Source organism: Pseudomonas paraversuta (assembly GCF_904063065.1).
In the GTDB taxonomy this organism is placed as follows: Bacteria; Pseudomonadota; Gammaproteobacteria; order Pseudomonadales; family Pseudomonadaceae; genus Aquipseudomonas; species Aquipseudomonas paraversuta.
The window spans coordinates 486,772-506,664 of the sequence record NZ_CAJFCL010000003.1; the positions used below are offsets into that span (position 1 = coordinate 486,772).

Consider the following 19,893-nt stretch of genomic DNA (forward strand, 5'->3'; position numbering starts at 1 on the left):
CCAAGGAATGCAGTTGCTCAAACAAACCCGATACCTGGCGCTGGCGCTGGCAGGCTTTAGCCTGGCGCTACCGGTGGCCGATGCCTGCACCCGCCTGGTGTACCTGGGCGATAACCAGAATGTGATTACGGCACGCTCCATGGACTGGAAAACCGATGTGGCGACCAATCTGTGGATCTTCCCGCAAGGCATGCAGCGAACTGGAGAAGTGGGCGCCGGCTCACTGAAATGGACCTCTAAATACGGCAGTGTGATTGCCACCGGCTATGACATTTCCACCACCGACGGGGTGAACGAAGCCGGGCTCTCGGCCAACCTGCTGTGGCTGGTGGAGTCCGAGTATCCGCCGGTGCATAAAGGCAAACCCGGGCTGAGCATTGCGGCCTGGGCGCAGTATGTTCTGGATAATTTCAGCAGTGTTGCCGAAGCGGTTGCGGTGCTGGAAACCGAGCCCTTCACCGTGGTCACTGCGCAGGTGCCGGGTGAAAGTCGTCTGGCCACCCTGCATCTTTCGATGTCTGACGCCTCGGGTGACAGTGCAATCATTGAATACATCGATGGCAAGCAGGTGATCCACCATGACCGACGCTATCAAGTGATGACCAACTCGCCAGCATTCGATGCGCAACTGGCAATGAATGCGTACTGGCAAGCCATTGGCGGCACGGTAATGCTCCCCGGCACCAACCGTTCGGCCGACCGTTTTGCGCGGGCATCCTTTTATGTCAATGCCGTGCCCAAATCCGAAGACCCGCGCTCCTCACTGGCCAGCGTATTCAGTGTGATCAGGAACGTTTCGGTGCCTTACGGCATTACCACGCCCGGCGAGCCGAACATCTCGTCGACCCGCTGGCGATCGGTGATCGACCACAAGCGCGGTTTGTACTTCTTTGAATCGGCGATCAGCCCCAACACGTTCTGGGTCGACCTGAACCGGATTGATTTTTCGAAAGCCACGGGAGCGGTTAAAAAACTGGACCTGGGGCCGGACCAGAGCACGATTTACTCGGGTGAAGTTTCAAACCGGTTTCAAGTGACCCCGGCCTTCAAGTTCGAAGGGGCCTGAGGACACCTGACCCTGTAGGAGCGAGCTTGCTCGCGAGCTTTTTATCGAGCCGATATTGATGCCATGTGAACGCGGCAATCTTGAGAAGCTCGCGAGCAAGCTCGCTCCTACAAGGATTTGTGGTGGCCGGCGGATCTTGTGGGAGCTGGCTTGCCAGCGATGACATCACTGCGGTCTGGCTGAGCGAGCGAGGTGCCAGTGGATCGCGAGCAAGCTCGCTCCTACAGGGGTTTGTGGTGGCCGGCGGATCTTGTGGGAGCTGGCTTGCCAGCGATGGCATCACTGCGGTCTGGCTGAACGACCGAGATGCCAGTGGATCGCGAGCAAGCTCGCTCCTACAGGGATTTGTGGTGGCCGGCGGCAATCTTGTGGGAGCTGGCTTGCCAGCGATGGCATCACTGCGGTCTGGCGGAACGACCGAGACGCCAATGGCTCGCGAGCAAGCTCGCTCCTACAGGGATTTGTGGTGGCCGGCGGCAATCTTGTGGGAGCTGGCTTGCCAGCGATGAAATCACTGCGGTCTGGCGGAACGACCGAGACGCCAATGGCTCGCGAGCAAGCTCGCTCCTACAGGGATTTGTGGTGGCCGGCGGCAATCTTGTGGGAGCTGGCTTGCCAGCGATGGCATCACTGCGGTCTGGCTGAGCGAGCGAGATGCCAATGGATCGCGAGCAAGCTCGCTCCTACAGGAATTTGTGGTGGCCGGCGGCAATCTTGTGGGAGCTGGCTTGCCAGCGATGGCATCACTGCGGTCTGGCTGAACGAGCGAGGTGCCAGTGGATCGCGAGCAAGCTCGCTCCTACAGGGGTTTGTGGTGGCCGGCGGATCTTGTGGGAGCTGGCTTGCCAGCGATGGCATCACTGCGGTCTGGCTGAACGAGCGAGGTGCCAGTGGATCGCGAGCAAGCTCGCTCCTACAGGGATTTGTGGTGGCCGGCGGTAATCTTGTGGGAGCTGGCTTGCCAGCGATGACATCACTGCGGTCTGGCTGAGCGAGCGAGGTGCCAGTGGATCGCGAGCAAGCTCGCTCCTACAGGGGTTGTAGTGGTTGGCGGATCTTGTGGGAGCTGGCTTGCCAGCGATGACATCACTGCGGTCTGGCTGAGCGAGCGAGATGCCAATGGATCGCGAGCAAGCTCGCTCCTACAGGGGTTTGTGGTGGTTGGCGGATCTTGTGGGAGCTGGCTTGCCAGCGATGACATCACTGCGGTCTGGCTGAGCGAGCGAGGTGCCAGTGGATCGCGAGCAAGCTCGCTCCTACAGGAATTTGTGGTGGTTGGCGGCAATCTTGTGGGAGCTGGCTTGCCAGCGATGAAATCACTGCGGTCTGTCTGAACGAGCGAGGTGCCAGTGGATCGCGAGCAAGCTCGCTCCTACAGGGATTTGTGGTGGCCGGCAGCAATCTTGTGGGAGCTGGCTTGCCAGCGATGAAATCACTGCGGTCTGTCTGAACGAGCGAGGTGCCAATGGATCGCGAGCAAGCTCGCTCCTACAGGAATTTGTGGTGGCCGGCGGTAATCTTGTGGGAGCTGGCTTGCCAGCGATGGCATCACTGCGGTCTGTCTGAACGAGCGAGGTGCTAGCGGATCGCCAGCAAGCTCGCTCCTGCAAAAAACATCCCTCCCTCAGGTAGCCAGCGGGTTTCGGCTGCTTTCGCCGTTGACCAGACGCTGGATACCCAACGGGTTGGCGTTTTTCAACGCGTCCGGCAGCAGGCTGTCGGGGTAGTTCTGGTAGCACACCGGGCGCAGAAAACGGTCAATGGCCAGGGTGCCGACCGAGGTGCCGCGGGCATCGGAGGTCGCCGGGTACGGCCCGCCGTGGACCATCGCGTCACAGACTTCGACGCCGGTCGGGTAGCCGTTGAGCAGCAGGCGTCCGGCCTTCTGCTCCAGCACCGGCACCACCTCGGCGAACGCCTGCAGGTCAGCAGGTTCGGCAATCAGTGTCGCAGTCAGTTGGCCATGCAGGCTATGCAACGCCTGCAGCAACTGGGCTTTGTCTGCCACTTCGACAATCACGGTGGTCGGTCCGAACACTTCTTCCTGCAACACCTCGGCGCCGTCGATCAACAGGCTGGCATCGGCCTGGAACAGCTGCGGGCTGGCCTGATTGCCGTGTTGCCCGGAGCCTGCGAGATGACGGATGCCAGCCACTTCTGCCAGGCGCTTGATGCCTTTGCTGTAGCTGTGCAAACCGCCTGCATTGAGCAGGGTTTGCGCAGGCTGGTTGCTGAAAAACTGGCTGAGTGCTTCGACAAAGCCACTGAACTCGGGGGAACGGATACCCAGCACCAGACCCGGGCTGGTACAGAACTGGCCGGCACCCTGCATCACGGAAGCGCCCAGCTCCAGGGCCAGTTTCTCGCCGCGTGCAGCCAGGGCCCGGGGCAGCATCAACACCGGGTTGATGCTCGACATCTCGGCAAATACCGGGATTGGCTGCGGCCTGGCCGCTGCCATGTCACACAGGGCACGTCCGCCCGCCAGCGACCCGGTAAAGCCGACGGCCTGAATCGCCGGATGCTTGACCAGGGTGGCGCCGACACCGGCGCCGTAGATCATGTTGAATACCCCGGCCGGCATGTCGGTGCGGGTGGCTGCGCGCTCAATGGCCTGGGCCACCAGATCGGCAGTCGCCATATGCCCGCTGTGGGCCTTGAACACCACCGGGCAACCGGCTGCGAGGGCCGATGCGGTATCGCCGCCGGCAGTGGAGAATGCCAGCGGAAAATTGCTGGCGCCAAACACGGCTACCGGGCCGACCCCGATGCGCCACTGGCGCAGATCTGCCCGGGGCAGGGGCTGGCGGTCGGGCAGGGCCTGATCGATACGGGCACCGTAAAAATCCCCCCGGCGCAGTACGCTGGCGAACAGGCGCATTTGCCCGCTGGTGCGGCCACGCTCGCCCTGGATACGCCCGGCAGGCAAGGCGGTTTCACGACACACAATGGCCACGAAATCGTCCCCCAGGGCGTCGATTTCATCGGCGACGGCTTCCAGAAACTCGGCCCGGCGGCTTGCCGGTAAACCACGGAACGCCGGGAATGCGGCGCTGGCAGCCATGGCTGCGGCATCGACTTCGGCCTCGGTGGCCTGGATAAAGGTATAGGGCAATGCTTCGCCGGTGCTGGCATCAAGGCTTTGCAAATGTACGGTGCCGGCAGCGCAGCGCTGCCCGGCGATAAAATTTTGACCGCTGATGTGTGTCATCTGTGTGTCCTCAAGAGAATCGGTGAAACCTGTAGGGGGTGTGGACTCAGGTAATAGCCCCGATCTGCCAGGGTACAAATTCGTTCTGACCGTACCCGTGCTGCTCGCTTTTGCTGCGCTCGCCCGAAGCAATGCGCAGCATCATGCGGTAGATGTATTCGCCGCGTTCTTCGATGGTCATGCTGCCATCGGCTATGCCGCCGCAGTTCACGTCCATGTCTTCTTCCTGGGTTTCCCAGAGTCGGGTATTGGTCGCCAGCTTGATCGAAGGCGAGGGCGCACAGCCGTATGCCGAGCCCCGGCCTGTGGTAAAGGCGATCAGGTTGGCGCCGCCAGCGACTTGCCCGGTGGCCGAAATCGGGTCGTAGCCCGGGGTGTCCATAAACACCAGGCCGTGGGCGCGGACTGTTTCGGCATATTCATAAACATCCACCAGATCACTGGAGCCTGCCTTGGCCACCGCACCCAGGGATTTTTCCAGAATGGTGGTCAACCCTCCGGCCTTGTTGCCCGCCGACGGATTGTTGTTGAGCTCGGCGTTCATCCGCTTGCAGTAGTCCTCCCACCAGTGGATGCGCTTGATCAGCTTCTCGCCCACCTCCTGGCTGACGGCGCGGCGGGTAAGCAAATGCTCGGCGCCATAGACTTCCGGGGTTTCGGACAGGATGGCGGTACCGCCTGCCGCCACCAGCCGGTCGACCGCATTGCCCAGCGCCGGGTTGGCGGTGATGCCCGAGTAGCCATCCGAGCCGCCGCATTGCAGGCCGATAATCAAGTGGCTGGCGCTGACGGGCTGGCGTTCTACCTGGTTGGCCCGGGCCAGCAGGGACTTGACCTGCTCGATGCCGCTGGCGATGGTTTTCGAGGTGCCGCCCGTGCCCTGGATGGTAAAGGCGCGCAGGAACTCGCCTTTTTCCAGGCCCTGGGCCGCCAGCAAATCGGCGATCTGGTTGGTTTCGCAACCCAGGCCGATCATCAGCACCGATGCGAAATTGGGGTGCACCGCATAACCGCCCAGGGTGCGGCGCAACATGGCCAGGGCTTCGCCGCCCGGGTCCACGGCACAGCCGAAGCTGTGGGTCAGGGCAACCACCCCGTCAACATTGGGGTAGTCGATCAGGGCCTGGGGATTGATATCACGACGGAAATGATCGGCAATGGCCTTGGCTACGGTTGCCGAGCAGTTAACCGAAGTCAGGATGCCGATGTAGTTGCGGGTGGCGACCCGGCCATCGGCCCGCACTATGCCCATGAAGGTGTCGCTGGTCTGGGGCCCGACCCCGCGCGCGTCGACGCCAAAAGCGTAATCGCGGGAGAAGTCGCCCATCACCAGGTTGTGCACATGCACATGCTCCCCGGCCTTGATCCGCTGGCTGGCGAAGCCAATGATCTGGCCGTAGCGGCGCAGCGGCTGGCCGGGTTCGATAGTGCGGGTCGCAATCTTGTGCCCGGAAGGAATCGGGTTCAACGCCACCAGCCCTTCAGCTTCCAGCACCAGGCCCTGTGGAATGGGCTGCCGGGCAATCAGTACATCGTCCAGCGGGTTGAGGCGGATCACGGCATTGGCAGCATTTTCGCTGCCTGTTTTAGTTATCAGTTGCATCACGGTTACCCCAATGGAGCGCAGTGGCTCAGGCCAGTCCGCGTTCACGGTAGTCAATGAGGGAAGAAAACAGCATCAGGCCGAACGCCATGACCACAAAGAAGATCAGCGCCAGGAAATACGAACCGGTGAACTGCACGATCAGGCCGATCAGGATGGGCACGATAACTCCGACCATATTGCCGCAGAAGTTCATGCTGCCACCCAGTACTCCGGCTTTGGATTTGCCCCCCAGAATGGCCGGCAGGCACCAGTACATACCGCACCAGCGGATAAAAAACAGCGCCACACAGAGCAGGGAAATGACGGTGACGGCGTCCGGGGTGTAAGCCACCAGCAGGATGCACAGCGCGGCAATGGCCGCCGAACCGCCGAACATGCAACGCATCACCTTGTTGGGCGCGCCGCCTGCGTCTTTCCATTTGTCCGCGAGCCAGCCGCCAAAGATTTCACCGATAAAACCGCACATGAAAATCAGGAACGTGGCGCCGCCCATGGCCTTGATATCCAGGTTGTGGGCCTTGTGCAGATAGCTCGGCATCCAAGTCAACAGGCCGTAGAACACGCTGTTGTAGCAGGCATACCCGGCAAACATGGCCAGCACCGAGCGGCTTTTGAGCAGGTCCTTGAGAATGGCCTTGCGTTCGCCGTGGGTGCGGGCCGCTTCGGCATTGGCGTCGGTGATGTAAGCCAGTTCGGCCGCGTTGACCTTGGGGTGCTCGGCCGGGCTGTTGCGGATGTACCACCAGGCCCAGACGCCGACGATCATGGTGCCGACCCCGGCAATCACGAACGCAATCCGCCAGGAGTCAAACCAGGTAATCAGCCCGGCGATGATGATGGCGCCGAACGCGGTTCCCAGGGGGGCTCCGCCGTCCACCAGGGTCGCGCCGCGTCCCCGTTCGTTAGGCGTTAGCCAAGCGCCGTTCAACTTGGCGCCGGCGGGCATGATCGGTGATTCGGCAACGCCCAGGCCGATACGGGTGGCCAGTAGCGTGATCCAGCTGTGGGCACCACCGGCAATGGCTTGAAAAAAGCCCCAGCCCACGGTGGCAACACCGACGATATTGCGCACTTGAAAGCGGTCCAGCAGCATCCCGCCGGGGATCTGCATTAATGCGTACGACCAAAAAAACGCACTGAGCATCAAGCCTTCCAAGGCCGGAGTCATTTCAAACTCGGCGGAAATCAGCGGCATCGCCACCGACAGCGAAGCGCGGTCGATGTAGTTGATCGCCGACAACAGCAGCAGGATCAGGAATATGCGCCAGCGCACGGTGGTGGGACGCGACGCATCCGCGTGATCGGCCAGCGTGGACGACGCAGGCGCTGAAGTTTTGAGGTTCATACGTGTCTCGATTTTTATATTTTTTATCAAGCGAGGCGGGTCTTTTGGCAGACCCGCAAAGCGATTTACAGTGGTTTTACCTTGCCGGCGGGCAGCTCGGCAGCACCGGCCTGGATACCATTGACCAAAGGCTCGCCAAACTCGGCCATGCTGATTTCGAACCGGTCGCCTTCACGGGTCTGAATCTGGTCGGCAAAGGACAGGGTGGCGGTGCCGAAGAAGTGCACATGCACATCGCCGGGGCGCAGGAATTGCGCATATTTGAAGTGATGGTATTCAAGGTTTTCAAGGCTGTGGCACATGTTGTCCTCACCGCTCAGAAACTCTTTTTCCCAGATCACCTCATCGCCCCGCAGGATGCGGCTCATCCCGCTCAGATGACGTGGCAGCTCACCGACCCGCAGTTCCGGGCCATAGCTGCAGTTGCGCAACTTGGAGTGGGCCAGGTACAGGTAATTACGGCGCTCCATGACGTGGTCGGAAAATTCGTTGCCCAGGGCAAAACCGACGCGGTACGGCTTGGCGTCTTCGCCGATCACATACAGGCCGGTCAACTCGGGCTCTTCGCCGGCATCCTCGGCGAATGGCGGCGTGTCAAAGGCCGCGCCGGGGCGAACCACAATCGATCCGTCGCCCTTGTAGAACCACTCGGGCTGGACCCCCGGGGTGCCCGCAGGCGGGCGTCCGCCTTCGATGCCCCACTGGAAAATCCGTGCGGTATCGGTCATGGCGGCCTGCTCGCCGGCGTTTTTCTGGTGCATTTTGTCGCGGGTCGAAGCGCTGCCCAGATGGGTCAGGCCCGTGCCGCTGACCAGGCAATGGGCCGGGTCCTGGTGATCGAGCGGCGGCAAGACCCGGCCTTCGAGCAAAGTCTGGCGATAACTGTAGGGACTTGGCTCGGTGCCGCGTTCCAGCACCTCTTCCACCAGGCCGTGGCCCTTGGCAATGGCGCTGAGCGCCAGCTCCCGGGTAGTGTCGGTGGCGCGCACCACATGGATTTCATCGCCTTCAATAACACCGACCTGTCGTGTGCCACGGGTGGTTTCAAACTGGATTAAACGCATGGAGTGAGCTCTTCGCAGGTTATTTTTATGGCGAGCCGTAACGGCTCTTCTGGGGCTCACTTTAATTTTTGTCAGAGATGCTGCCTAATGACAGATGCTGATTGAGCGATAACCATTAGTCATCCCCTATGCTGCCATCCCTCACCACCATCATTTCCCGCCTGCGCCTCAAGCAACTGCGTTTGCTGATTGCCCTGGACGAACACGGCTCCCTGCACAAGGCGGCCGAATCCGTGGCGATCACCCAGCCCGGTGCGACCAAGGCGTTGCATGAAATCGAATCGACCCTGGGTTCAACCCTGTTCGAGCGCACGACCAAAGGTCTGACCCCCAACGACCTTGGGCGCTGCGTGATTCGTTATGCGCGGCTGATCCACACTGACGTGGCGCATTTGCGTGAAGAAATGCTCGGCATCATGCAGGGCCACGGGGGTCGCCTGTCGGTGGGGGTGATCATGGGCGCAGTGCCGGCACTGGTGGAGTGCCTGGCGCGTTTGCGGGCCAAACAGCCGCAGCTGTCGGTGGAGATTGTCGAAGACACCAGCGCCCGCTTGCTGCTACTGCTGGATGAAGGGCGGCTGGACCTTGCCCTTTGTCGCACCAGCGTCAGCCGGCACCCGGCGGCATATGACTGCCACCTGCGGGATCAGGAACCGCTGGTGGTGGTCGCCAGCCCCCGCCATCGGTTTGCCGGTCGCGCATCCCTGGAGTTGAGTGATCTGGCTGATTCGGCGTGGGTGGTGTTCCCGGTCAACATGCCGATGCGCCTGACCCTGGAGCGCGAGTTCAGAGAGGCGGGGCTGAACTTCCCGACCTACCCGATTGAAACCTCATCCACCTTCACCACGCTCTCGTTATTGCTGCAAGACCCGGATCTGGTCGCCGTGATGCCGGTGGATGTGGCGCAGATGGCGGTTACCCACGGCATGCTGGTGCATTTGCCTCTAGAGCTGAAATCCCGCAGCGAGCCTTACGAAATCGTCACCCGCCACGGCATATCGCTCACGCCGGCAGCTCAGTTGCTGGTGGACCAGCTGGCCCTGTAGGAGCGCCATCTGCAGACCAGCCCCTGTAGGAGCGAGCTTGCCTCGCGATAGAGCAATGTCAGCGCCGGATGCATAGACTGACTCACCGCCATCGCTGGCAAGCCAGCTCCCACAGGGTGGTAGCGGTTGCATCCCACCCACCCCACCGTAGGAGCGAGCTTGCCTCGCGATAGAGCAATGTCAGCGCCGGATGCATAGACTGACTCACCGCCATCGCTGGCAAGCCAGCTCCCACAGGGTGGTAGCGGTTGCATCCCACCCATCCCACCGTAGGAGCGAGCTTGCTCGCGAGCTGTTGGCGATTCGAAATACCGCACTGAAAAGCTCGCGAGCTAGCTCGCTCCTACAGGGTGTCCGGGCCAGAGATGAGCGAGCCCTTTCAATCCGCCGTGTCGCTGCGCATGGCATCCCAGGCGCTCATTACCTGAGTAATGGCAGCCTCCATCACGCCATGGGCTACGCCATCTCTGGCCAGGGTTGTAAGCCCCAGCAAAAAGCTTTCAAACACCGTGGCCAGGGCGACGGGACTGGTTTTTGCCAGCAACTCGCCCGAGGCAATGCCGCGCTCCACACAGGCAACAAACCCGGCCCGGTTGCGCGCCCGGGCTGCGGCGAGCGGGGCGCAAATGGCGATGGCTTCAGCCGAGCTGGCACTCATAAGTCCCAACGCCACCAGACAACCCCGGGGGTGGCCATCCTCGCATTGCATTCTGGCGGAGCCACGCAATGTCCTTTCAATTGCCTCGCGGGCAGGCAACTGCAGGTCAAACAGGCATTCGGTGACCTGGCCATGGGTGTTCAGGTAGCGCTCCATGACTTCCTTGAACAAGGCTTCCTTGGAGCCGAAGGCCGCGTAAAAACTGGGCGCGGAGATGCCGGAGCCGATGCTCGCCTTGAGCTGGCTGAGTGAAGTCGAGTCGTAGCCGTGCTCCCAGAACAGGTGCATGGCCTGGGTGATTGCCGCATCCCGGTCAAACGTACGCGGGCGTCCCATCTGTGCCATTGGAGTCTCCTCGGTAACAGGACTTAAATACTATTCGATACAAAAGTCGTTGACCATTGTTCTTTCCCGTGACTACATATGTACTCATCGATACATAACTAACAAGGCTGGAACAAGCGATGGCGGCAGCACAACACAACACTGAACGATTACCCATGGGGGCACTGCTCGCGCTGGCCATGACCGGCTTCATTTGTATCGTGACCGAGACCTTGCCAGCGGGTTTGCTGGCACAAATCAGCAGCGGTCTGCAGGTTTCATCTTCTCTGGCAGGGCAGATGGTCACGGTGTATGCGCTGGGATCCCTGCTGGCCGCCATCCCGCTGACCATTGCCACCCAGGGCTGGCGTCGGCGCAATGTGCTGCTGTTGACGATTGTCGGCTTTTTGCTGTTCAACTCGATTACCGCCTGGTCTTCCAGCTATGGCGTGACCCTGGTTGCGCGCTTTTTTGCCGGTGCCTCTGCAGGTCTGGCCTGGAGCCTGCTGGCGGGGTATGCCCGGCGCATGGTGGCACCGCACCTGCAGGGGCGGGCGATGGCAGTGGCCATGGTCGGCACGCCGATCGCGCTCTCGCTCGGCGTACCCTTGGGCACATGGTTGGGGGCAATGGTGGGCTGGCGCACGGCCTTTGGCCTGATGTCGGGTCTGACCCTGGTGCTGATGGTCTGGGTTCTGGTCAAGGTGCCCGATTATCCGGGGCAGTCGGCATCGCAGCGCACCGGTCTGCGGCAGGTGCTGCTGACGCCGGGGGTGCGCTCCGTGCTTGGGGTGGTGATGACCTGGATGCTGGCGCACAACATTCTCTACACCTACATCGCACCTTTCGTGGCGCCGGCAGGTCTGGGCAATGACGTCGATATCGTGCTGCTGGTATTCGGTCTTGCGGCGCTGGTGGGGATCTGGCTCACCGGCAGGCTGGTGGATCGGCACTTGCGCAAAGCGGTGCTGGCAAGCCTTGGGACATTCGCTGCGATCGCGCTGGTATTTGGTTTTTTTGCTCAATCAGTGGCGGTGATATACACCGGCGTGCTGGTGTGGGGCTTATCGTTTGGCGGTGCTGCCACCTTGCTGCAAACCGCATTGGCGGACTCTGCAGGCGAGGGTGCCGATGTTGCGCTGTCATTGAACGTGGTGGTCTGGAACAGCGCCATTGCGATCGGCGCACTGACCGGTGGCGTGTTGCTGGATCAGGTCGGGGTTGGCATCTTTCCCTGGGTATTGCTGGTGCTGTTGCTGGCGGGACTGTGGATTGTATTCAGTGCCCGTAACCACGGCTTTCCCGAAGGTCAGCGGCAATTGCCAGACTTATCGTAGCCCCCCGATGATAATCGCTGCGTGACCGGACGCAGCCTGCGCCAACGGCTACAAAATGCGCGGATTGTGTAGTCGCTGACCAGGAACCAGGCTGTGATAAGGGCCCCAGGGCCCTCAGCTGCGGGGCCTGCTGCACAGTCCATCGCCGCCTGGTGCCTGGTCAGCGACCTCAAGCCCCGATCAGTAAATCCCCAGCATGCCCTCGATGCTGCGCACCATCGATACCAGCCTTGGCCCGATATCGTTTTTAAGTTGCCCCTCATTCAACATAAAGGCCGAAACCCCGCAGTTGAATACCAGGATTTCGCCATCCGGCATGGGCCGCATCGGCACCGCAACCGCATGGATCTCACGCCGCAGATCACCATAGGACACGCAAAATCCGCGCTGGTTATATTCCTGCACACTCTCTTCGATGCGGGTCTGGAACATCTTCCAGTCGTCAGGGGTTTTGACTTTGATTTCGTTGAGCAATGCCGTGCGCTCTTCCCGTGAAGAGGCAGCAATCAATGCCCGCCCCATGGCCGTGCGCACAATCGGATAGCTCAAGCCAACATCCGGTGGATGGCTCATGGGCGCCGCACTGCGGCTGCTCTCCAGATACACCACGCTGAGCCGGTCACGCATGCCAAGGGAAACCGAACCGCGAATATGATCGGCCATCTCTTTCATGAAAGGCCGGGCGATTTGCCGGATGTTGAGGCTGGCGAGCAACGGATAGCCCAGGGATAAAACAGCCGAACCCAACTGGTATTTATTGTTCAGCCGATTGATCCGCAAATAGCCCAGGCGCACCAGGGTGTAGGTGAAACGCGAGATTGTCGCTTTCGCCATACCGGTGCGTGACGCCAGTTCGGCATTGCCCAGTTGCGTGTCCCGCGGGGTAAAGCAATGCAGGATCTCCAGGCCGCGGGCCAGGGTCGCGGCAAATTGCCGGTCATCCGCGAACTCATCCGCCACGTTGGTGTATGGCGCGTGGCGCCATCGTCAGCTGCTCAATGGCACCCCGGTGACAGCCCCCGGGGTGCTGGCGGTTGCCACGGTGACAGGAGTTTCGTTGCTGGCCTGTATGGTCGGGGTGACTTCAATGCTGGCGGGTTACCCACCGTAGGAGCGAGCTGGCCTCGCGATAGAGCAATGTCAGCGCCGGATGCATAGACTGACTCACCGCCATCGCTGGCAAGCCAGCTCCCACAGGGTGGTAGCGGTTGTCCTGAATATCCCGCCCGCTCCACTGTAGGAGCGAGCTTGCCTCGCGATGGCGCAATGTCATTGCCGGATGCATTGACTGACTCCCCGCCATCGCTGGCAAGCCAGCTCCCACAGTGTGGTAGCGGTTGCATCCCACCCATCCCACCGTAGGAGCGAGCTTGCCTCGCGATGGCGCAATGTCATTGCCGGATGCATAGACCGACCCACCGCCATCGCTGGCAAGCCAGCTCCCACAGGGTGGTAGCAGTTGTCCTGAATATCCCGCCGCTCCTCCGTAGGAGCGAGCTTGCTCGCGAGCTGTTGATGTTTAAAAAGCTATCTGTCCGGCCTTCAACCATCCTGGGCGTTCATTGGGCCCGGGGACACGGGCTTGTGCTACGTGGCATGCTAGCTGCAAGGATCCGCCTGCGTTTTAAACCTCAATCAAAGGATTACCCATGCGTTATCGCCAACTGGGCAGAAGTGACATCAAGGTCAGCGTCATCGGGCTTGGGACCATGACCTGGGGCCATCAAAACAGCGAAAGCGATGCCCACCAGCAGATCGAGCTGGCGCTGGCTGAAGGCGTCAATCTGATCGACACCGCCGAGATGTATCCCACCCCGACCCATGCCGATACCTGGCGCACCACTGAACGCTACATCGGCAGCTGGCTGGCCCGCAGCGGCCGTCGCGACGATGTGGTCCTGGCGAGTAAAATTGCCGGCCCGGCCCGTGAACCCGGCGGGCAGTTGCACATTCGTGACGGCCTGACCCGGCACGACCGGCGCAATATTGTCGAAGCGCTGGACGGCAGTCTCAAGCGTCTGAACACCGACTATCTGGACCTCTATCAACTGCACTGGCCGGACCGGGCGACCAATTTTTTCGGCCAGCGTGAATACCCCTATGCCGAAGACAACCAGAGCGTGGCCATTGAAGAAACCCTGTCGGTGCTGGCCGAGCAGGTCAAGGCCGGCAAGATCCGCCACATTGGCGTGTCCAATGAAACCCCCTGGGGTGTGGCCGAGTTCATCAAGCAGAGCGAGCGTCTGGGCTTGCCGCGCATTGTCAGCGTGCAAAACCCCTACAGCTTGCTCAGCCGCCTGTATGAGGGCGGGCTCTCGGAGTTCAGCCATCGCGAAGGCGTAGGGCTGCTGGCGTATTCGCCCCTGGCCTTCGGTTCGCTGACCGGCAAATACCTGGGCGGTGCGCGTCCCGAGGGCTCGCGCCTGGCAGCGGTGTACCGCACCTTCAACCGCTATGACGGCCCGGCGGTGGACCAGGCCGTCAATGGCTACCTTGAGATCGCCAGACAACACAACCTGAGCCCGGCGCAACTGGCCCTGGCTTACGTCATCAACAAACCTTTTGTGGCCAGTGCACTGACCGGCCAGACCAGCCTGGCCCAGTTGCGCGAAAACCTCGGCGCGCTGCACCTGACCCTCGATCCAGAAATCCTGGCCCAGATCGAGGCCGTCCATCAGCGCACACCCAACCCGGCGCCTTAGGAGTACGGCACCTGCGATGGACAGCGCCGCAGGCCCCATGGATGACGGGCCTGCGGCCCTTATCGCAGCCTCGTGGGTCGTCAGCGACTGCACAAGAGATATAGGCTTTTCCTGGCCGTTGCCGCAGCTGACGTCCGGCAACTGTTGGCCCACCAACAGTGACCGCACACAGTGTTGGTTTTTACCCCGCATCCCCCCGCCCATTACCCCTGTTTACTGGCCGAAAAACCCGGCATGCCTTGTGCAATAGCCCTGTTCCCGGACTTTAGGCAGTAAGCCCCATGCTCGAACGCTCACCCCATCTGCGATCTCAAGGCAGACGATCCAGGTCGCTGCTCAAACGCACACCCCTCATCGGTTTTGCTGCACTGTGCAGTCTGCTGGTCGGCTGCGGCCCGGATACCTCCACGGTCGCGCGCAGTGACAAGCCGGTCAGCGGCGGCACGCTGGTGTACGCCACTGACCGCGAACCCACTTGCCTGGACCCCCATGTCAGCGGGGACATGCCTCAGGTGTTTATCGGCCAGCAGTATCTCGACTCGCTGGTATCGATGGACGAGCAGGGGCAAATAGGTCCGTGGCTGGCCAAGGGCTGGGAGGTGTCGGCCGACGGCCTGGTGTACACCTTCCATCTGCGCAATGACGTGCACTTCACCGACGGCACGCCGTTCAACGCGGCAGCGGTCAAGGCCAACCTGGACCACATGGCCAATCCGAAAACCCAGTCCAGTACCGCCGGTGGTTATATCCGCCAGTACCGCAGCACCGAGGTGCTCGATGACTACACGGCAGTGGTGCATCTGGCCACACCTTATGCCGCGTTTCTGGAGGTGCTGGCCCAAGGCTTTCTGGGCATTGAATCGCCGACGGCATTGCTGCGCTCCCGTGACCAGAACTGTGAAAGCCCGGTGGGCAGCGGCCCGTTCAAGATCGTCAAATGGGACCGCCAGAGCCAGGTCGAACTGGTACGCAACCCGGATTACAACTGGGCGCCACCCACCGCCAGGCATCAGGGCCCGGCATGGCTGGAGCGCATTGTGTGGAAGTTCATCCAGGAGCCATCGGTGCGTTTTGCCTCGTTGCAGGCAGGCGAGGTCGACGTGATCGAGGCGCTGCCGCCCGAGTCCCACGAGGCGGCGCGGCGCAATCCGGACCTGACCATGCTGGTCGCCCTGCGTCCGGGCAACCCCACCAACGGCACGCTGAATATCACCCGCGCACCCTTCGATAACCTGAAGGTGCGTGAAGCCTTTGTGCGCAGCGCCGATGTCGAGGGCGCGCTGAAAAGCGTGTACTTCAATGAATTCCCCCGGGCCGGTGGCGCGCTGAGTTCGGCCACGCGCTTTTACAGTCCGGACTTCGAACATGCCCAGGATTACGATCAGGGCCGGGCCGCGCAGCTGCTGGATGAAAGTGGCTGGACCGGGCGCGACGCCGAGGGTTATCGCACCCGTGACGGCAAGCGCCTGCAGGTGCATGTGGTGATTGGCAACCGCACGCCACCCTCGGAACTGACGCTGTGGGAGCAGGTCCAGGCCACCACACGCAAGGCCGGGTTCGAGTTGCTGGTGGAGCAGATGAGCGATGTCCAGGCGACCCAGCGTCAGGCCGACTGGGACTACGACATCCGGGTGGGCTACTGGAACACCAACAGCGCAGACGTGCTGCGCATTGTGTTCGGCTCGGAGTTCGTGCAGCCGGCAGGCGTCGGTGGCTACCACCAGAACACCGCAGGGTTCTCCAGCCCGCAGTTTGACGCAATCAACCAGCAAGCCCTGGCCACCCAGGACCCCGAGCAGCGTCGAGCCCTGTACTACCAGACCCAGCAGATTGCTTCGCAGCAATACCTGCAACTGACCACCTACCCGCAAAGCTCGCGTCTTGGGATCTACAAGACCACCCAGGGCGTGCGTCTGGAGCCTTCGCTGGCGGTGACTTACCTGTATGACGCCTGGGTGAACAAATGAGAGGGGTAAACCAATGAGCGCAATCACATACTCCAATGCGCGGCACGAACGTCTGGCCCGGCTGGCCCGTCGCGCGACATGGCGTCTGGCAGGCGGGGTGCTGGTGCTGTGGGCCGTCGCGACCCTGACCTTCTTCGCCTTGCACCTGATGCCGGGTGATCCGGTGCTGGCCATTCTTGGCGGCGCCAGTGGCAACCCGACCGCAGAGACCATTGCTCAAGCCACCCGTGAGTTTGGTCTGGACAAGCCGTTGGCGGTTCAATATGCGCTGTACCTGGGGCGTCTGTTGCAAGGCGACCTGGGAATGTCCTACTCCCAGCACTTACCGGTCACGCAGGTGCTCGCCGAGCAGTCCTGGGCGACCTTGCAGCTTACCTTCAGTGCTCTGGCGCTGGCCTGGCTGCTGGTCCTGGCGCTGACCGTGCTCACCGCCGGCCGTGGCCGCTGGGTGTCCAGCCTGGCCTCGCTGGCCGAAACCCTGGCCGCTGCCTTGCCGCACTTCTGGCTGGGTATTTTGCTGCTGGCGGTGTTCGCCTTCGGCCTGCGCTGGTTCCCCCCGGCCGGTAGCGATGGCTGGCGCACCCTGGTATTGCCGGCGGTGGCACTGGCCATTCCGCTGGCCGGTTTTATCGCCCAGGTCACCCGTGAATCCCTTGAACTGACACTGGAACAACCCTTTGTCCTGACTGCCCGCACCCGGGGTCTGAGCGACACCGCCGTGCGCTTCAAGCACGCCCTGCGCCATGCGGTGTTGCCCGGTATTTCATTGTCTGGCTGGGCCATCGGCGCGCTGATCAGCGGCGCGGTGGTGATTGAAGTGATCTTTTCGCGCAAGGGCCTGGGCCGCCAGTTGTACCAGGCAGTGCAGGCGCAGGACTTGCCGCTGACCATCGGCATCAGTCTGGCGGTGGCCGCCGTCTATGTGCTGGCCAACATTGTGATCGATCTGCTGTACCTGTGGATCGATCCCCGGCAACAGGGGAAAACAGCATGAGTGAACTGACTTTCGAAACCACGCTGCCCGCTGTCCGGGTTCAGCGCACAGCGTCCCGGCTGCGTCCCGGCCCCTTGCTGGCCGTAACCTTCCTGGCCTTTCTGATCATCGCGGCGCTGGCGCCGCAACTGTTTGCCCACAGCGATCCATTGGCGATTGTTCCCCACGATGCCTTTCACCCGCCGGGCTGGGCGCACTGGTTCGGCACCGATCAATCGGGGCGGGATATTTTCTCGCGGGTTATCTACGGCACCCGCCAGTCCTTGTTCATCGGCCTGGCCGCCACGGCACTGGCCATGGGCATTGCGATTGTCCTGGGTTTGCTGGGTGGCCTGGGCGGCGCCTATCTGGATCGCGGTGTCGGCTGGCTGCTGGAGATTCTGTTTGCCTTCCCCAGTCTGGTGCTGGCGCTGCTGTTCGTGGCGATCTTTGGCAGTGGCGTCGGCCCGTTGATCGTCGCCACCGGGCTGGGCGGGGCACCGGGCTATGCGCGCATGGTGCGCGGTCAAGTACTGGCGGTGCGTAACGCCGGCTACATCGAAGCCGCCGTGGCCCTGGGGCATCCGACACGGCGGATCATCCTGCGCCAGCTGTTGCCCAATGCCATGCGCCCACTGATCGTGACCCTGACCATGGGCGTCGGTCAGGCCATTGTCTGGGCCTCGGCCCTGAGCTTTCTGGGGCTGGGCGCGCCGCCGCCCGCGCCGGAGTGGGGGACCATGCTGTCGATGGGGCGTGACTTTGTTGCCAATGCCTGGTGGCTGACCTTCTTCCCCGGGCTGTTCATCGTACTGACCACGCTCTCGACCACGGTCGCGGGCCGCTATCTGCAACAACGTCTGGAGGGACGCCTGTCATGAGTGACAAACACTTGATCGTTGAAGGCCTGTCCATCGAATTCGACGGCCAGACCGTGGTGCACAACCTGTCGTTTACCCTGGCCCCGGGCAAGACCCTGGCCCTGGTCGGTGAGTCCGGTTCCGGCAAGAGCGTGACTGCCCGCAGCCTGATTGGCCTGGCGGGCGCCGGTGCGCGGGTGACTGCGCGCACTCTGAGTTATGGCGGGCAGGATCTGCTGGGGTTGTCCGAGCGCGGCTGGCGTCGACTGCGGGGCAAGGGCATCGGTTTCGTGCTGCAGGATGCGCTGGTGTCCCTTGACCCCTTGCGGCCAGTGGGCAAGGAAATCCTTGAAGTGCTCAAGGCCCACAACTGGGGCGATCGTCGCAGCCGCGCCGAGCGGGTGATCGAGTTGCTGGATAAAGTCGGAGTGCCGCAGCCCCGGTTGCGTGCCCGGCAACGTCCCGATCAACTGTCCGGTGGCCTGCGTCAGCGGGCGCTGATTGCCAGTGCGCTGGCGCTGAGTCCGGGGCTGGTAATCGCCGATGAACCGACCACCGCACTGGATGCCACGGTGCAGGCGCAGATCCTTGAAGTGCTGCAGGAAATCAAGGCCCGCGGCGACTCGTTGCTGATCATCAGCCATGACCTTGCGGTGGTGGCGCAGCTGGCGGATGAAGTGCTGGTGCTGCGCCACGGCGTAACGGTGGAGCAGGGGCCAATGCAGCAGGTGTTGCGCAACCCGCGCCACCCTTACACCCGCGCCTTGCTGGATGCGGTACCTGCCGAACATGCGCGGGGTACGCGCCTGTCGCCGGGGCAGCCGGCAGTGGGCGGGCAGCCCCGTCCGGCGGCTGACTCGCCGTTGCTGCTCAGGGCCAGCGGGCTGGGCAAGGCTTATGTCGGCCCCGATCATCAATCGCGGCAAGTGGTTGATGGCGTCAGTTTTGAACTGCGGGCCGGGCGTACTCTGGGCATCGTCGGCGAGTCCGGCTCGGGCAAGACCACTGTCGCGCGCATGGTGCTGGGGCTGCTGGAACCGGATGCGGGACGGGTCGAGTTTCTCGGTCAGCCGTGGACGGCGGCGGGCAGCCAGCGGGTCACGGAAAAACAGCGGCGCCTGCATCGACGGGATATCAGCGTCATTTATCAGGACCCCCTCAGCTCGTTCGACCCGCGCTGGAGTGTTGCGCGGATCCTTGCCGACGCCCTGGATGTAGCAGGGTTCGAGGCCGGGCAACAGGCTGTGCGCATCCGCCAGTTGCTGGAGCAGGTGCGCTTGCCGGCCGACCTGGCCACCCGCCGCCCGTTGCAATTGTCGGGTGGTCAGCGCCAGCGGGTGGCGATCGCCCGGGCCATTGCCAGCAACCCGAAAGTGATCATCTGCGATGAACCGGTATCGGCCCTGGACGTATCGGTACAGGCCCAGGTGCTCGACCTGCTGGCGGACCTGCAGGCCAGCCTGGGGCTGGCGTATCTGTTTATCTCCCACGACCTGGGGGTGATCCGCCATGTCAGCGACGAAGTGCTGGTGATGCGTCACGGCAAGGTCGTGGAAAGCGCCCCAGTCGAGGCGCTGTTTGACAACCCGCAGCATGAATATACCCGTCGCCTGCTGGGGGCCGTACCGCGTCTGCCCGGTGCCCAGGTGCAACTGGTGGTGCCGCCGCTGGAAGCAGAGAACAGCGCGTGGCTGTTTGATGAATCACAGCTTTGGAAAATCGCCATTTAAGCGT

The 19,893-nt window shown here is 62.2% G+C and carries 13 protein-coding genes and 2 pseudogenes; 9 read left to right on the forward strand and 6 right to left on the reverse strand.

Annotated features, from left to right (window positions below; genetic code table 11):
• Positions 1-7 precede the first annotated feature (7 nt).
• Positions 8-1,066, forward strand: coding sequence for a linear amide C-N hydrolase (locus JQ845_RS08325; RefSeq protein ID WP_003447493.1), 1,059 nt, complete (start codon positions 8-10; stop codon positions 1,064-1,066).
• Between the two features lie 1,624 nt (positions 1,067-2,690).
• Here JQ845_RS08325 and JQ845_RS08330 read toward each other — a convergent pair.
• The 4 genes from JQ845_RS08330 to araD1 all read right to left on the reverse strand — a co-directional run bounded on the left by JQ845_RS08330 (position 2,691) and on the right by araD1 (position 8,292).
• Positions 2,691-4,277, reverse strand: coding sequence for an aldehyde dehydrogenase (NADP(+)) (locus JQ845_RS08330; protein WP_161718499.1), 1,587 nt, complete (start codon positions 4,275-4,277; stop codon positions 2,691-2,693).
• A 46-nt stretch (positions 4,278-4,323) separates the two neighbouring features.
• On the reverse strand, positions 4,324-5,880 hold the full coding sequence (locus tag JQ845_RS08335) for a UxaA family hydrolase (protein ID WP_127196740.1): 1,557 nt from the start codon (positions 5,878-5,880) through the stop codon (positions 4,324-4,326).
• 28 nt (positions 5,881-5,908) lie between these two features.
• Positions 5,909-7,228 carry an MFS transporter gene (locus tag JQ845_RS08340; RefSeq protein ID WP_010656116.1) on the reverse strand — a complete coding sequence of 440 codons (1,320 nt, stop codon included), beginning with the start codon at positions 7,226-7,228 and terminating at the stop codon, positions 5,909-5,911.
• A gap of 65 nt (positions 7,229-7,293) precedes the next feature.
• Complete coding sequence (araD1, locus tag JQ845_RS08345; protein ID WP_010656115.1) at positions 7,294-8,292, reverse strand: AraD1 family protein; 999 nt, start codon at positions 8,290-8,292, stop codon at positions 7,294-7,296.
• Between the two features lie 128 nt (positions 8,293-8,420).
• Between araD1 and JQ845_RS08350 the strand changes: the two genes are divergently transcribed.
• Complete coding sequence (locus JQ845_RS08350) at positions 8,421-9,338, forward strand: LysR family transcriptional regulator (RefSeq protein WP_003447511.1); 918 nt, start codon at positions 8,421-8,423, stop codon at positions 9,336-9,338.
• A gap of 379 nt (positions 9,339-9,717) precedes the next feature.
• On the opposite strand, the gene JQ845_RS08355 is transcribed toward JQ845_RS08350, so the two are convergent.
• A complete protein-coding gene (locus JQ845_RS08355; protein WP_202210483.1) occupies positions 9,718-10,341 on the reverse strand; it encodes a TetR/AcrR family transcriptional regulator in 624 nt (207 codons plus the stop codon).
• A gap of 119 nt (positions 10,342-10,460) precedes the next feature.
• On the opposite strand from JQ845_RS08355, the gene JQ845_RS08360 reads away from it, so the two are divergent.
• Positions 10,461-11,657 carry an MFS transporter gene (locus tag JQ845_RS08360; RefSeq protein WP_010656113.1) on the forward strand — a complete coding sequence of 399 codons (1,197 nt, stop codon included), beginning with the start codon at positions 10,461-10,463 and terminating at the stop codon, positions 11,655-11,657.
• A gap of 180 nt (positions 11,658-11,837) precedes the next feature.
• Here JQ845_RS08360 and JQ845_RS08365 read toward each other — a convergent pair whose 3' ends face one another.
• Entirely contained in the window at positions 11,838-12,617 is a 780-nt protein-coding gene (locus JQ845_RS08365; RefSeq protein WP_003447517.1) for an IclR family transcriptional regulator, read from the reverse strand.
• A gap of 689 nt (positions 12,618-13,306) precedes the next feature.
• On the opposite strand from JQ845_RS08365, the gene JQ845_RS08370 reads away from it, so the two are divergent.
• From JQ845_RS08370 to JQ845_RS08390, 6 genes and pseudogenes are all read left to right on the forward strand, one after another.
• Positions 13,307-14,359, forward strand: coding sequence for an NADP(H)-dependent aldo-keto reductase (locus tag JQ845_RS08370; RefSeq protein WP_203008865.1), 1,053 nt, complete (start codon positions 13,307-13,309; stop codon positions 14,357-14,359).
• A 281-nt stretch (positions 14,360-14,640) separates the two neighbouring features.
• Positions 14,641-16,326 carry an ABC transporter substrate-binding protein gene (locus tag JQ845_RS08375; protein ID WP_203008866.1) on the forward strand — a complete coding sequence of 562 codons (1,686 nt, stop codon included), beginning with the start codon at positions 14,641-14,643 and terminating at the stop codon, positions 16,324-16,326.
• Between the two features lie 13 nt (positions 16,327-16,339).
• Positions 16,340-16,612: pseudogene (locus tag JQ845_RS23245) on the forward strand (ABC transporter permease); the annotation flags it as partial.
• Positions 16,613-16,753: 141 nt separating this feature from the next.
• Positions 16,754-17,320, forward strand: a pseudogene (locus JQ845_RS23250) (ABC transporter permease); the annotation flags it as partial.
• Entirely contained in the window at positions 17,317-18,180 is an 864-nt protein-coding gene (locus tag JQ845_RS08385) for an ABC transporter permease (protein ID WP_003447523.1), read from the forward strand. The pseudogene JQ845_RS23250 and the gene JQ845_RS08385, both read left to right, overlap by 4 nt.
• Entirely contained in the window at positions 18,177-19,889 is a 1,713-nt protein-coding gene (locus tag JQ845_RS08390; RefSeq protein ID WP_127196731.1) for a dipeptide ABC transporter ATP-binding protein, read from the forward strand. The genes JQ845_RS08385 and JQ845_RS08390 overlap by 4 nt, the downstream gene beginning before the upstream one ends.
• The last annotated feature ends 4 nt before the right edge of the window (positions 19,890-19,893 follow it).

Excerpts from the sequence above, each read along its gene's own strand:
- JQ845_RS08325 (WP_003447493.1), top strand. The coding sequence starts at position 8 with ATGCAGTTGCTCAAACAAACCCGATACCTGGCGCTGGCGCTGGCAGGC.
- JQ845_RS08330 (WP_161718499.1), bottom strand. The coding sequence starts at position 4,277 with ATGACACACATCAGCGGTCAAAATTTTATCGCCGGGCAGCGCTGCGCT.
- JQ845_RS08335 (WP_127196740.1), bottom strand. The coding sequence starts at position 5,880 with ATGCAACTGATAACTAAAACAGGCAGCGAAAATGCTGCCAATGCCGTG.
- JQ845_RS08340 (WP_010656116.1), bottom strand. The coding sequence starts at position 7,228 with ATGAACCTCAAAACTTCAGCGCCTGCGTCGTCCACGCTGGCCGATCAC.
- araD1 (WP_010656115.1), bottom strand. The coding sequence starts at position 8,292 with ATGCGTTTAATCCAGTTTGAAACCACCCGTGGCACACGACAGGTCGGT.
- JQ845_RS08350 (WP_003447511.1), top strand. The coding sequence starts at position 8,421 with ATGCTGCCATCCCTCACCACCATCATTTCCCGCCTGCGCCTCAAGCAA.
- JQ845_RS08355 (WP_202210483.1), bottom strand. The coding sequence starts at position 10,341 with ATGGCACAGATGGGACGCCCGCGTACGTTTGACCGGGATGCGGCAATC.
- JQ845_RS08360 (WP_010656113.1), top strand. The coding sequence starts at position 10,461 with ATGGCGGCAGCACAACACAACACTGAACGATTACCCATGGGGGCACTG.
- JQ845_RS08370 (WP_203008865.1), top strand. The coding sequence starts at position 13,307 with ATGCGTTATCGCCAACTGGGCAGAAGTGACATCAAGGTCAGCGTCATC.
- JQ845_RS08375 (WP_203008866.1), top strand. The coding sequence starts at position 14,641 with ATGCTCGAACGCTCACCCCATCTGCGATCTCAAGGCAGACGATCCAGG.
- JQ845_RS08385 (WP_003447523.1), top strand. The coding sequence starts at position 17,317 with ATGAGTGAACTGACTTTCGAAACCACGCTGCCCGCTGTCCGGGTTCAG.
- JQ845_RS08390 (WP_127196731.1), top strand. The coding sequence starts at position 18,177 with ATGAGTGACAAACACTTGATCGTTGAAGGCCTGTCCATCGAATTCGAC.